Consider the following 13,097-nt stretch of genomic DNA (forward strand, 5'->3'; position numbering starts at 1 on the left):
GGGAGATCTGTATAAGAGACAGGAGCGGGGGTGGAGCGTCGTCCTGGTCGAGGAGGAAGGCGAGGCGGCGGCGCCAGAGGCCGACGTTGAAGATGGCTTCCTTGAGGGCCTGGCGCTGGTCGCGGGAGAGGGAGCGATGAGCACGGAGGGTGCGATCCACGACGCGCTCAGCGGGGGAGCCGGCGAGCACGAGGGAGATGGCCTCGGATGAAACGGAGGCGAGCCCATCGAGGGCGGACCAGGGTGGACCCTGGAGCCGGGAGAGCGGATCAAACGGGACAGTTGACAGAGGGGGCTCCGTTCTCTAGAAAGCGCGTCATCGCTGCGGCGCCGTTACCACAGCGAGGACATATTCCCCGATAGCTCAGCCGGTAGAGCGGGTGACTGTTAATCACTAGGTCCGAGGTTCGAGTCCTCGTCGGGGAGCTACTTGAAGGGCCCTACCAACTGGTAGGGCCCTTTTTGTTTAACACAGGCCTCGCGATGACATCGCGGGGCCTTCGTGCTTAAGCCCCTGAATCACAAGGGATTCTGGCTCGCGGTGCTGAAGAGAGCCTTCTCGGCTCTCCACCCCGCAGAGCGAGATGACCCCTCTCCTCCGCCGCCGACTCGGCTCTCTGGACCGCTCTTTCACCCGTTCTGGGGAGAGACAGGCCAAGAGCGGTTAACAGGTGCTGTTAACTTTTGGGGAGGCGGTTAACAACATTCCCCTGGAGCCCCGCTCTTTCCGCTCTAAGGTTTCTGAGAAGGCGTCTCTCTCTGCTTTTTGGTTTCGTCCCTTACCTGCTTTGCTGGTCCCCGAGAGGGTGACGCAAGGCCAGCAGGGACTCTCCAAACCCATACTTCAAGTGAGGGCGCTTTCAGGGGGCCTCTGATCCAACCGCCTCCACCGCCGTTTCACGGGGGGCACTCGCCCTTCTCGCGAAGCGGCCGGTTCACCCGTCCAGAGCCTCCCGAGAGCCCCAAGACTCCGCAGAGTGCCCGCGCCCCCCCCTCGCGCGACCTCGTGGGGGCCACAGGGCTCGCCGAAGGGTGGCCACGAAGATGCAACCCCTTCCGGAGCAGCAACCTAGGGTTTGCGCGCAATGACCGACACAAGCCCGGACCTGTCGTTACTTGGCACCCTTCCGGAGAGGGGAAGTGTCATCCCCATCTGAACTCCAGACTTGGCCGGTAGATCATATGGCCGTGCTGGTGGCACAGGCTCGACGCGAAGGGTCGAGAATGCACGAGCTTGTTCTTCATGGGACGACCGCCAATCACGGCTGAATAGTTCCTCCTCTTCCTTGGACGCTCCCATTTCAGCCCTGTCAACGATCTGAAGAATCCCACCAGAGCGAAGAATCGAATCGGAGAGCGCATAGAGACGATTCTGGGTATGGAGGCGATACTCTCCAGCTGGCCATTTTCCCAAAGCCGCGTTGAATGATCGTGCGCGATGGCTTCCCATGAGCCAACAAACCACGGCATCAAACTGAGGCTGTGCCTGGAGCCAACTGCACAGCAACGGGTCATTCAGAGAGTCTCCTTCAAGCAGGAGTGCGCCCAACGTAGGAATGGACGTTCTGGGCGGGCCATATGTGATTTCATGGCCACCATCAACCTGACGAACGGTCTCCCTACGCTCGATGATTGATGCGTATCCAGCTTCCGAAATGCGTTTCTGTGCAATAGCGAGGCACTCTGGGTTTTCATCGATACTAACAACCACGTGGCCTGCTCGGAGCAACTCTATGGTCCCACTTCCAGACCCCGTCCCGACTTCAAGGACACGTGCATGCCCCGCGACAAATGATGCCATCCATGCATAGTGCCCACCCCGAGCAAAACTGGCGGCATCCGTCTGGGACCACGCCTTCGCATAGCGTTCGCGCTCAAAAGCAAGCCCCTGAACCGTCTGGGCATAAGCAATCGCTTCAGCCCTTTCTCGCGCAAGTCTCTTTTGCCTAGCTTTCTCGCCCATATTCAGTTGGCCCCCTGTGTCCCGCGCAGCTCACAGCCTTCGAGGTTTACAGCCTGCGGTGTCTATCAAACAGAACGAGAAAGCCAAGGAGGTCGGGCGAAGGCTGCACCTGCACGCCCACCGCGGATCCGCGCCCCTTCCTTTCGTCCATCGTCAAGCCATTCGCCCTCGTAATGTGTGATGGCATGATGATTCACCTTCCGCTACCAGCCGTGGGGCTGTTTTGACCTTCTTCTTGGCTAGCCGGGCAACGAGGTCCTCGTCCACCTGCACGCCATCACCTTCTGGGAAGCAGTGTAGGTGGCCGACCTCGCACTGGCACGAGGAGGAACAGCGCCTCGTGCCAGAGAGGACAACCCGCCCTATTCCTCCGCCACGCGAACAACCTGCCCCTGCTGAATGAAGAAGTACCTCGTGTTGAGGATCTTCCCTCCGAAGGCATTCTTTCCCCGGAAGGAGCTCTTCACAATCCAGAAGGCATCGCGGGCAACAGGGGCCGACGACGAGACATGCTCGTAGCTGTCGGGGTCATTCATCACCTTCTTGAGGTACAGCTCGACCTCCGGCACGGAGCCATCCCACGGTGAGTTCACAGGCTTCTCCCCGCGCATCTCCACCATCAGCTTCTGGGCCTCGCGCTGGAGCTGGAGCTTCTCCAGCTTCGGCTGGATGCGCTTCCTTTGCTGGGCGGCCTGGCCCGCCAGGGTGTTCCACTCCTTCGACTTGGCGACCTCGAGGCCGTCAAACCTCTTCAGGGTGGCGTCGGCAGCGTTCAGCTCGGACTCCGCCTCTTCCCATTCCTTCGCTTTGGCATGGGCCAACGCCCGCGCCAACTTGGCGGAGACCTCCGGTCCCTGAGTCTTGAAGTCCTCCTTCCCCTGCAGCTCCCTCGCGCTCGAAAGCGTGGTCGCAACATCTGCGTTGCCTGGAGCCAGGGAACTCGCCCTCTCCAGGAGGGGTACAGCATCCCCGGCCTTCGCAGAGGCCAGCAACTCGCGGCCCTTGGCTAGGTACGCCTCGCCGCACCGCGCACGGCTCTTCTCGGGGATGTCCCGGAGGTCCCCGAAGCTGTTGCAGAGGTCGACGGCTTCCTGGGGAGGCGACGACGTGGCCAGCGCAGCAATGCGCTCGGACATGTCCTCTTCATGAGCGCGGCTTGCTTCTGCCTTCTGCCGCGCGTCTTCGATGGAGGCCGCCATCGCAGCAGCCTTCCGGGAACTCTCGTTCCCGTTCCCGATGGCGCCAATGAAGACAAAGACGGAAGCAATTGCGCCAATGACGGCGGCGCTGCGGTGCTTGGAGTCCTTTTTCCTGAAGACTGCAATGCACCCAGCGAGGGCGCCCAACCCCAATACGGCTCCGGGATAGCCGAGCCTCATGGCCCAGCCCATGAAGGCCAGCACGAAGCAGGAGGCAATGAGCACGACAGGGACGGACATCCCCTTCGGCGGCGTCGGCTGCGGAGAAGGAGACGGCGAAATCTGTTGAGAAGGAGAGTCCTGACTCATGCCGGGATGATGCCGCCTTCCATACTCCCCTCGTCAAGCGTGGACGCCAGCTCTTGGTTGGGTCTCTCTGGTCTCCAATGACCCAGTCGAAGAGGCGCTCCGGGCCCGCACGTCTCTGTCTTGGACCAGCAAATAGAGACTCTCAGGAAGCCGACTGATCACTGGCTCGGGCGCGGCGCGCTCGAAGGCACCGCCGAGCCTCCCGGTCCATACCCCCCAGGGGTGAGACCCGGGCTGCAAGTAGCGCCTCGACGCCCCACGGAGGGCTCGCTACTGTCCCTGCGGTGAGCGCCAGAACCTCCATGCGGCGCGGGGGAATGCCCAATGCCCAAGAGGGTCCAGAGCGTGCTGAACGGCAGGGTGTTCGAGGCCTCCGACTTCCGCTGGGCGCTGCTAACCCTCAACCGGGAGCGGACGCTGACCGACGCCGAAATGGCGGCCTCCCCGGCCCAGGTGCAAGAGACTGACGGACTGGCTGCGTGGGCGCGGACCGAGAGGGGTTGGGTGCCCGTCGATGTGCTGGAGCATCAGGAGCGGCCCAGTACGAATCACGAAATTGCGATGGACGAATTCCGCCGGCTGGCCGGTGCGTACTTCCTGGAGCACTGGGATGAACGGGAACAGGCATATGCCGCGCTGTCCGAGCTGCCCATCTGGTGGGCTCAGCCGGGCTCTCCAGACTCCGAACCGAGCGGGCTCATCGGAGCCATGCGATTCATGGCCGGCGAGGACTGGGGGGCGATGCGCGGCGTCATTGCACGTCGTGGCGGCGATGTGGTCGTCATCGATGAGGGGGGCGCGGTCCTCCGTCCAGAAGAGGTCGGCCCCCTGTCGCCCCGTGAAGACCACCCGCTAGTGACTGCCGCAATCGCCGCAGGCTACAAGTTCGAGTAGGCGTCTTTCTCCAACGAACATGGACTGGCACCATGCAAATCCTCACCGCGTCCCCCATCCCAGAAGACAGCCGGAGGTACTGGGCCCTCGGCGGCGCAGAAGCGGCCTTAGAAGCCGTGGATCGCGACATCAAGTCCGGGACCATCTCCCTCCCCCACGCAGCCTATATCCTTTCGACGGTGCCACTCGTGGCCCTCGAAGACGCAGCCCGCCGCACCGGCCATAGGCATCTTCGTGATGCTCTCGACGATGACGCCTACCAGGAGGCCCTGTACGTGGCCCTGTCGTTTCACCCTGAGCTGGAGGCGACACTCAACCGCGGCGCCATCCAGTACTGGCTGCGGCTGGCATGGGAGGATGGGGGCAAGGACACCCGCACTGTGAATGGAACGCTGGCCGCCCAACTGCGCACCATGGAGCTGCATGGGTACCGGACGGACGATCTCCGACTTCCGCACCGAGGCCTCCACCTCGTAGTTCCACCGGAGGCCGGGCTTGAGCTGTCCGACAGCAAGCGGGTGAAGTGGACGGCGACCGACCTACTCGTTGTGGAAGAGTCGGAGCCACACCTTTGGCGCCTTTGCCTCGAGGCGCTCACCAGCGAGGGCCGCGCAGCCCACGTCCTGACGATGCACCTGCCACCGGGGATGTCCCTGGAGACTGCCGTGGCACAGCACGAGGCGAAGGCCGCTCCAAACTTTGACTGGCGCCCGCTGTGGACATGGGCGCTTGGGGCAGTGCTGTCGCTGACGCCGCCAGCATCTCGGGCCTAGCACGACTGCGGCGGTAGCTATCGACCCCACCCAGCAACCGCCGCCGGCATGCTCACCTTCGCCCCAGTCAGGGCCGGTGCCGCTCCACTTCCTTGAAGAACTGGGTGAGCGAGTACTCCAAGAGCGACTCGCGCGACTGCATGTACCGGCACGCACGGAGGAAGGGCAGCCAGACGCGCTTGCCCACGCGCACCAGGGACTCGTCCAGCGCAGCCGCAGCACCTTCCATCCCGCCCAGCCAGAACGAGACTGATGGCTGGCTCCCTCGCGGCGGCCATTGGGCTCCCTGCAACTGAGCCAGGCCAGCTCCTCAGTCGACGAAGAACTCGGATGGGTGCGCATCGACGTAGCGCAGGAAGCAGCTCTGCAGCCGCTCCTCGCCCATGAGGCGCTCGCTCAGCGGGTCGATGTGCTTGTCCAGCCAGGCCCGAGGGCGGGTATCGATTATCCGGCGACGCTCATTCTGCGTCTCCGGAGGGGTGGCGCCGAAGAGAGCGAGCATGCCGGCCCGCACCGTCGCGGCGTGCTCGTCTGCGCCAATCTCATCGAAACCCTTCAGCACGAAGTCCACGGCGGTCGGAGTGAAGTTGAACAGCGCCTGGTCCAGCCCTCCGTTTTCCACGTCTCGGACGAAGAACGTCGTGAGGGCCAGCACCCGTTGGCCATGCGTCCCCGCCTTCGCGTCATGGTCGAAGGCGGGCTCCATGAGCCTCCAAAGGCGCTCGCCAGGGGAAAGCTCCTCGACGCTTGCTCGGGCAAGGCGCGTCTCAGCGTTCATCACGCCTCCTTCACCCACCTGAGCCGGAGCGGCCTCCAAACCGGACATCGCCACGTGTGGGCCATGCTCGCCAGAGGTCAAAGCTGGAGGCGTCATTTCTCGCGGCTCTGTCAGCGGCTGGGCTTCAATGCCGGAGTCACTGACCTTGAGGACGACATAGAGCATCACGGTCGGATTGATGAACAGGGTGCGAAACTCATCAGCAGAAAGTGCGTGCACCCCCCAGCCCACTGCGGACTCATCGAGGTACCCAAGCGCCTGCGGCGGAGGGACAAACTGGAGTGCCTCGGTCGCCAATTCTCGGCTCTGAAAGACTGGGATACCTCCCTCGGGTCCAACCATCCACAGCCCACCAGCGCGCTCACCAGCGGCAGTCTGTGCTTCGACGACATGGTACGCGTGCCCCTCCGGAGGGAGCACGTCCGCCACGCGCCTCAGCCGCTCTGCGATCAGCTTAGTGACTTCATCGTTCAGTTCTTCCCCGGACATTGCGTCTCCTATTCACTGCATGCGTCGGGTCAAAACCTACTCGCCGCGAGGCAGCAGGCGGCATCTCGACCTCAGCGACAGAATGCAGAACCGTCCACTTCTGCTCAAAGGTCTCCACGCACCAAGACTATCCGGTGACCCAACATTTCAGCCACCTCTTGGATGAAGCGCCCCGACAGCGGAGGCCAATTCCAGAACTTGAATCCCAAATTCCCGAAGCCCCACGGAAACTCGCCGCTCCATTCCACGAGCCGCTCGGGCTTCCCGCATTCCGGGCATTCAAACTCTGCACTGTCGTTTCCGTTGTACCAATCGTCGACGGCCTCGGACCAACCGTCCTCGGGCTCGAACTGGGCACCGCATGCACGACACGTCAACTCGCTTCCGATGGTATAGAAGACGGTTCGACCCACCTCAATTTGGAGGCCGTTCGCCTGAAGACTCAGAACTCCAGTCTCTTCGTCCGGCTCCTCCACCGCAGCGGCGTGCCCGGGGCCCGGTCGATGCCCCGAGTCTCCAAGAGCGCAGTCCGTCAGCTCCTGTTCAATGATGCGCCGCGCGACGAGCCAGTCCCGAACCTCGGCCGCAAGACGGGGGGCGTCGTCCGCAGATGCGTCCCTGTCCACGATAGTCTGAAAGGAGTCACCCATGAGAGGCAGGGTATCCGCACAACCACTGCACGGGCAATCTCTTCATCGCGTCCACCAACACCAGTCACCCCGAGAAGTATAGATTGCGCCTCGCCGCAAGAAAGTACGCACACGGCATGCCTCCAAGCCATGGGCTCAGGCCAACGGGCGTCACACGAGGCAGAATGGCGCACATTCTGACAAGCACAATCCAGCATGCAACCCGGTGCCATGTTTCACATGGCTTCCCCAAGTGCCTCGATGGAGCCTTGGCTATTATAGACTGTACCAACCGGCACGAACTTGCCATTGCGCACTTCCGTGACGACTCGACTGAAGCCTGTAAAGCTATAGACTCCACACTCAGTAGGCGTAGAAGTCGAGAAAACCAACACGTCGCGCTCCCACGTCTCGCCAGTGCGCCCGTTGAGGAACAATGTTGGGTGCCAGTTCCTTCGGCCACGACTGGTGTCGTACCCACCACCCAGGGCAAGAACCTCAGTGCTGCGCGGCGCGACGAGATCTATCGGCAAGACACAGGACCGCCCTGCGTCACCTCCGCCTACGCCGAGCGGAGCAACGTGACCAATAAACCACTTATCTCTACCCTCGTCATTCGGCGCAGAAAAGAAGACTGCGCAGTATCCCAGCGGTTGTCCGCCACGCGATGAGACAGGTTGATTCAGCATGCGTTCGCATGCGGCATCAACAAGAGTTTCCATATCATCGTAGGGGCCTGCCAAAGGACCTTCGTACCGAACCGGTCCATTCGGGTCATCCCGCACTCGGATTCCGAGATCCGCATTATTGGCCACACAACCCCAGATACAGCTCAAGGCAAGCAAAACAGCAATCAGTCGGAACCTCATTGCCTCCTCCCCAGACTACCGCCTTCGCACAACACGTCCTCGACTATCAACAATGTACTCGGCCCCTCCATCAAGAATCTCGTCAGCCAAGCCACATCGCTCGACCCGGGGAGAAAACGACACATAGAACAAGCCGTCGCCATAAGCCATAGCCAGCACATCGTAAGTGCTCCGCCTCGACAGACAATTCGCAATGACCTCGCTGCCTCCTCGCGCCTCCACCTTCGCCCCAGGGGGCAGGAATTCATTCATGGCTATTTCCAGCGCGGCTACCAGCGGCCCCTTCATGTCAATCGCTCCCTCAAAAGAATCAGGGAACTCCACTCGTTCTCCCTCAGCCGACGGCACCCGCTCTGCCCTCTCGCGCTTATGATATCCCAGATACGAGCAACCTCCTGACAGCGTCAACAGCAAAGCAGCCAGCACCCGCGTCATCACCACCCGTCCAATTCGACACATCCGTCCACGCTCACTCAAGGCAGCCACTCCCGACCATCAAATAACGTGACCTTTCCATACTCTCCTCCAGCCTTACCGATTGCGACCCACTCCCCGCGCCGCAGAGCATACACAAGACGAGTGAAGTAGTTGTACTTGAATGTACTACACCGCCCATTTCGCTCCCTGTAGAATACGAGCAACTCACGGTCCCAGACGCGCCCGGTCTCCCTATCAAACACCCTTGAAGTTCCGAGCGGGGACCAACCAAGAGGCCTTCTTTTTCCAGTATCCGCGCGCGAAAATTCTCGATTGTGTGGATGATTATGGGCGGGCCCGAGAAGGATATACCTCTTCCGGTTCAATTCATTGATGGCTCTCGGGACGACACAGAACTTCATCCCGTCAGGGCCGTCGCCACCAACATCAGAGAGAAAGCTAAGATAGTATGCATCATCCTCGGGCGAATAGTAATGGAGTGCACAATATTCCATGCCGTACTCCCCATTCGCATCTCCATGGGATGCTCCCGGTTGATTCGTCACCTTCTCGCATCCCTCTTCCGCGAGTTCCTCCATTGTCTTGTATGGTCCCGACCATGGCGCATCAACGCGGAGCACTCCCTCCGAAGTCCTTACCACTCGCACGTTGGGATTGGGCGTGCTGCACCCCAATGCAAAGCATCCCAGCGGCAAAACCAGGATAATCGTTCGGCCACATCCGCTAAGCATACGTCCTCCCTGGGCATGCCCCTTGTCTTGGTGGCGAGAGCGACCCGGATAGTTTCAGGCTGGAGCCAGACTGCCGGCCTGGAACGGGGCTGGACTCGAGTTCAGCCCCGCACATCTCTCCGCAGAGGGGGCTGCAAGAGCCCCGCTTTCGAGACTGGATGCCATCAACGACGGGGACGACTCAAATCACGGCCGGTACCGCTCCGCCTCATGGAAGAACTGCGTGAGCGAGTAGTCCAGCAGCGACTGGCAGGACTGCATGTACCGGCGGGCGCGGAGGAAAGGCAGCCAGACGCGCTTGCCCACCCGCACCTGGGATTCTTCCATCTTCTGCCGCAGCACCCACGTCCCTCCCAACCGCCGCACCAGCACGTCCCCCAGATAAGCTCCGAGCGCCGGCGCAGTGTGCCCATCGATGAGTTGCCGCTCGTACTTCTCGGGGAAGTCTTCCCTCCAGAAGAAGAAGTCGAGATCCGTGATGGACTCGGCCGTCTCGTCCATGAGGGAGGGCACCTTCGTGTGCAGCGCTGCCACGAGACCTTCGGACAAGTCTCCGTAGGATTCGAGGACGCGCTCCGGATTCGCCACGTCCGATGGAAGGGCGACCGGCAGCCACTCATCCGGCACAGGAGGCCGGAAGGCGTTGAACTCGGCAATCTTCCGTTGCCGCTCGCTGATGGCGAACTCGTTCAGCAGCCGCGAGAGGAACGGCGCCACGTCAGGGTGGAAGCGCGGCTCAACGGGCACGAGCACGGCGCTGCGCTCCCGCAACTTGCGCAGCACGGTGTTGAAGTCGAGGTCCGGCCGCAGGTGGACGTGGGCTCGGGCCTGCGCCACGCGCGCTTCCTCGCTGGCGAACTCGGCGGCAGTGGGCCACAGAACCAGGAGGACAGAACCGTTGGGAAGCTCCTCCACGAGGTGCGCAGGAGTCGAGAGCATCCGCTCTCTTCCCACCGATTCGACCAGCTTGGGGCCGAAGACGTTCAGCCAGAACAACTCATAGATCTTGTCGAACCCGTCCCGTTTCCATGTCGCATCGTCACGACCGAATACGGGAGAGCCCGCCAACTGCAAATCTGCCAAGCCATGAGCTACCGAATGGCGCGTAGGGTATCGAGAGGCCCAGGCACGAACCACAGCCACAAAATCGCGACAGGCCTCCGCCGCAGCAAAAAACATGAGCGGCTGTATATTGAGACTGACGCTCAGTTCGGACGCCCGCTGAGTGAGCCCGAGGTCGAGTGCCATCGAAACAGCAGGACTCTCCGCGCGAGACAGCCCAATGATTGAGCCATACTCATCGCGTCGTTCCTCTAGCGCGCGCAGCACAGCGTCTCGGGAGTATTTGCGCTTCCGACTGCCTTTGACAGTCGTCGGCATCCAACTGACGGCATGCCTCTCAAGAGCATCAAGGAAGGGAGCCACTTCGCGCTCCAATCCATCCTTCGGTTCGAAGGCCCCATCGAAGGTGAAGCGAAAACTATCCGCCTTGCTCAGTTCATCCAGCCTCATTGGAACAACACCTCCACCCCCTCGATCCGCCTCTGCGTCTTGGTTGCCGCATCGTTCAATATCGCGGGGTCACTGGGCAGAAGTTTTCCTCCCTCGTAGACAAGGCGCACTCTCTGAACCTTCGCCTGCTGTCGCAGTCCGTCCCGAACAATCTTCAACGTTCCACCGTAGTATTTCATCGCATTGCTCGCATCCGTATTCAACTGCACGCGTAGGTCCTCGACCTCGAAAGGCTTGAGGTCTCGGCTCTTGAAGCTGAACGTCTCCACCCGAGGTGGCTGGCCCGGTGGAGGGCGCGCCTCGATGACGAGGACGTCGGCGTACCGGAGGTCCACCTTCGACACGCCCACGTGCGTCTCGATGCGCGGCTGTTCGAAGTCGCCGAGCCACCGCCGCTGTGCGCGGGGCAACGCAGCGTCCGCCTCCAGAATGGCGATCATGGTCCTCTCGAAAGCCATGCCCCGAGCATAGTAGGCGCGCATCCCCCCGTAGCCCTCCCACTTCAGGGGGCCCTTGACGGCGTCACCGTCCCGAATTTCCTTCAGCCGCCTCTTGCGATAGGCAACGTACTCTTGCCAGAGCGGCGCCCCCTGCTCGACTCCCGGAGGCGGCTCGTCCAGCTTGGGCGCCATCTCCTTCAGCAGCTTCACGTCCTTCGGGAGACGGGCGCCCGAGGACTCCAGCTCCGCCAGGAACAGCTTCGCCTTCGCGGCCTCCGCAGCGCCCACCTTGGCGTCCTGGGCGAAGAGGTCCAGGTTGTCGAATTGCAGCCTTCTCGCCGAAGACCGGGCGGGCTCGCGATTCGCCCCTCCCCTCGTCGTTGCAGCATTGGAGGACTCGCGGCTTGCCGCCTGCGCCTCCGCAGCGGACACCTCGGAGTTCTGCTCGAAGAGGTCGAGGTTGGCGGGCCGCTTCCCTGCCGCGCCCCGTGAGGCCACGGACTGGGCGGACTCGCGGCTGGCCGTCTCCATCAGCACCGCCTGCGCCTTCGCGGGGTTTCCGCGGGCCTCGTACAGCGCCAGCAGCCCTGCCTCACCCCACTCGGCGGCCACCAGCGCGCCCTCGCGGCTCGCTTGGAGGTAGCGCAGCAAGTCGCGCGCGGCGTTGATGCCGAGCTGCTCCTCCAGGTGCGCCATCAGCGCCTTCATCCCGTCCACGTCGAGCGCCGGCATCTGGAGCCGCCGCAGCCCGCCGCGTGCCTCCACCAGGGCCCGGGCGCCCTTGCCTCCGGCGTACAGCGCCACCATCAGCGCGGTCGGCGCCAGTTCGCGCGTGGCCTGCTCATACTTGCCCTCGGCCAACGAGTACGCCCCGTGCCCCGTCCCCACCGCCAGGTGGTAGAAACCCACCGGCACACCGAAGGTGAGGTGGTCGAAAGCCCCTGCCGAAGTGCTTCCCGGCGAGTAGTGCCGCCCCGTCAACGCCTTCGCCACCTCGTCGAGGGCGGCCTGGTAGGGCGGTGGAAGCTGGCTGCGCTTCACCACCATGAGGTCCGAGTACTGGGCCTCAACACTCACCTGATTGCTGGAGAGCATGTCCCTGCCCGCACGCCCCAGCCCGCGCAAAACGTCGCGGGCCTTCTCTCCCCGCTCCGGGAAGCCCTCCAGCTCCAGGCCCCGCCGCTTCAGGTCTTCGCGGACGGCTGTCATGGCGCCCAGCGTCTCGCCCAGTTGCTTGTCGCGAGCCAGCAGCTGCACCACCTCGCGCAGCTCGTCGTCGAAGGCCGAGTGGAGGACGAAGAGAGCGAGCACCTCGGAATACGGCACGCCGTACTTCTCCACGGACGTGACGATGAAGGCCGCGCGCTTACGGCCGAGGGCTACCGAGGCTCGTGCGTCCAGAGGGCCCAGGGCGCCCAGACGGACGGCGTCCCAGTCCGTGAGGGACTCCACCAGCGCGGCCATGTCCACCCCGCGCTGCATGGCCACGAACTCCGCGGGCGAGGCACACACCAGGAAGGGCGCCAGTACCTCCCGGCTGGAGCCCAGACGGGGCCAGCCCGAGGGCAGGGCCTTGCCGCCACAAACGAAGGCCCTGCCCTCGCCGCCCGAGCCGGGCGTTCCCTCCTCGTGGACGACCCTGCCGATGACTCCACGTCGAAAGCCCATCGGCCCCGGGTCTGGTGTCCCATCCGCGGAGCCCGACGTCTCCCCCTGGTACGCACCCGTCGCCGCGCTCCTCGCCGCATGAGAGGGCACGGAGAGGGGACTGAAGGCCAGGACGGCCCCACGGCCTGCCTGGCCCGGCCTCGCCGGCAACGAGGCGCACCCGGAGGCCAGGAGGGCCACCAGCAGCGCCGCGCCAAACCCGCCGCACCAAGGCCGCTCAGCGCGCATTGTCCACCCCCAGTCCCACGGAGGCGAAGGCGCCTGGCCGCAGCGTCCCTTCCGCCGTCGGGAAGAGCAGCGTGCCCCCCTGCCCCATCGCGTACAGCTTGCCGCCCAGGAAGCGCCACCGCGCGTCACCCGAGGCGAGGTAGCGCGCTCCCGGCTGGCCCGCGCCCACCGCCAGGC

At 63.2% G+C, this 13,097-nt stretch carries 12 protein-coding genes, 1 tRNA gene and 1 pseudogene; 4 read left to right on the forward strand and 10 right to left on the reverse strand.

Going from position 1 to position 13,097, the window contains the following annotated elements; all coding sequences use genetic code 11:
* Both FJV41_RS54790 and FJV41_RS42105 read left to right on the forward strand, forming a co-directional pair.
* Window positions 1-211, forward strand: a 211-nt coding sequence (locus tag FJV41_RS54790; RefSeq protein WP_181791304.1) for a hypothetical protein, incomplete at its 5' end; no start/stop codon positions are given.
* 142 nt (window positions 212-353) lie between these two features.
* Window positions 354-426: transfer RNA gene (locus FJV41_RS42105), tRNA-Asn, on the forward strand.
* Window positions 427-2,325: 1,899 nt separating this feature from the next.
* On the opposite strand, the gene FJV41_RS42115 is transcribed toward FJV41_RS42105, so the two are convergent.
* On the reverse strand, window positions 2,326-3,402 hold the full coding sequence (locus FJV41_RS42115) for a tetratricopeptide repeat protein (RefSeq protein WP_246137760.1): 1,077 nt from the start codon (window positions 3,400-3,402) through the stop codon (window positions 2,326-2,328).
* Between the two features lie 393 nt (window positions 3,403-3,795).
* On the opposite strand from FJV41_RS42115, the gene FJV41_RS42120 reads away from it, so the two are divergent.
* Together FJV41_RS42120 and FJV41_RS42125 are read left to right on the forward strand one after the other, a co-directional pair.
* Complete coding sequence (locus FJV41_RS42120; RefSeq protein ID WP_141648272.1) at window positions 3,796-4,365, forward strand: hypothetical protein; 570 nt, start codon at window positions 3,796-3,798, stop codon at window positions 4,363-4,365.
* 32 nt (window positions 4,366-4,397) lie between these two features.
* Window positions 4,398-5,138, forward strand: a complete 741-nt coding sequence (locus tag FJV41_RS42125; RefSeq protein WP_141648273.1) for a hypothetical protein — start codon at window positions 4,398-4,400, stop codon at window positions 5,136-5,138.
* 67 nt (window positions 5,139-5,205) lie between these two features.
* On the opposite strand, the gene FJV41_RS52725 is transcribed toward FJV41_RS42125, so the two are convergent.
* The 9 genes and pseudogenes from FJV41_RS52725 to FJV41_RS42165 all read right to left on the reverse strand — a co-directional run.
* Window positions 5,206-5,367, reverse strand: coding sequence for a hypothetical protein (locus tag FJV41_RS52725; protein WP_181791306.1), 162 nt, complete (start codon window positions 5,365-5,367; stop codon window positions 5,206-5,208).
* Between the two features lie 81 nt (window positions 5,368-5,448).
* Window positions 5,449-6,405, reverse strand: coding sequence for a DMP19 family protein (locus FJV41_RS42130; protein ID WP_141648274.1), 957 nt, complete (start codon window positions 6,403-6,405; stop codon window positions 5,449-5,451).
* 104 nt (window positions 6,406-6,509) lie between these two features.
* Window positions 6,510-7,055 (reverse strand): FmdB family zinc ribbon protein, encoded by a 546-nt coding sequence (locus tag FJV41_RS42135; RefSeq protein ID WP_141648275.1) that lies wholly within the window; start codon window positions 7,053-7,055, stop codon window positions 6,510-6,512.
* A gap of 215 nt (window positions 7,056-7,270) precedes the next feature.
* Window positions 7,271-7,903, reverse strand: coding sequence for a hypothetical protein (locus tag FJV41_RS42140; protein WP_141648276.1), 633 nt, complete (start codon window positions 7,901-7,903; stop codon window positions 7,271-7,273).
* Window positions 7,904-7,918: 15 nt separating this feature from the next.
* Window positions 7,919-8,338, reverse strand: coding sequence for a hypothetical protein (locus tag FJV41_RS42145; RefSeq protein WP_141648277.1), 420 nt, complete (start codon window positions 8,336-8,338; stop codon window positions 7,919-7,921).
* A 38-nt stretch (window positions 8,339-8,376) separates the two neighbouring features.
* Entirely contained in the window at window positions 8,377-8,961 is a 585-nt protein-coding gene (locus FJV41_RS42150; protein ID WP_246137761.1) for a hypothetical protein, read from the reverse strand.
* Between the two features lie 297 nt (window positions 8,962-9,258).
* Window positions 9,259-10,584 carry a hypothetical protein gene (locus FJV41_RS42155; RefSeq protein WP_141648279.1) on the reverse strand — a complete coding sequence of 442 codons (1,326 nt, stop codon included), beginning with the start codon at window positions 10,582-10,584 and terminating at the stop codon, window positions 9,259-9,261.
* The gene (locus FJV41_RS42160) at window positions 10,581-12,920 is read right to left on the reverse strand and encodes a hypothetical protein (protein ID WP_141648280.1); all 2,340 of its coding nucleotides are present in this window, start codon (window positions 12,918-12,920) and stop codon (window positions 10,581-10,583) included. Before FJV41_RS42160 ends, FJV41_RS42155 begins: the two co-directional genes overlap by 4 nt.
* Window positions 12,910-13,097, reverse strand: a pseudogene (locus FJV41_RS42165) (hypothetical protein); the annotation flags it as partial. The gene FJV41_RS42160 and the pseudogene FJV41_RS42165, both read right to left, overlap by 11 nt.

Origin of the sequence: Myxococcus llanfairpwllgwyngyllgogerychwyrndrobwllllantysiliogogogochensis (genome assembly GCF_006636215.1) — a bacterium.
GTDB classification, from domain to species: domain Bacteria; phylum Myxococcota; class Myxococcia; order Myxococcales; family Myxococcaceae; genus Myxococcus; species Myxococcus llanfairpwllgwyngyllgogerychwyrndrobwllllantysiliogogogochensis.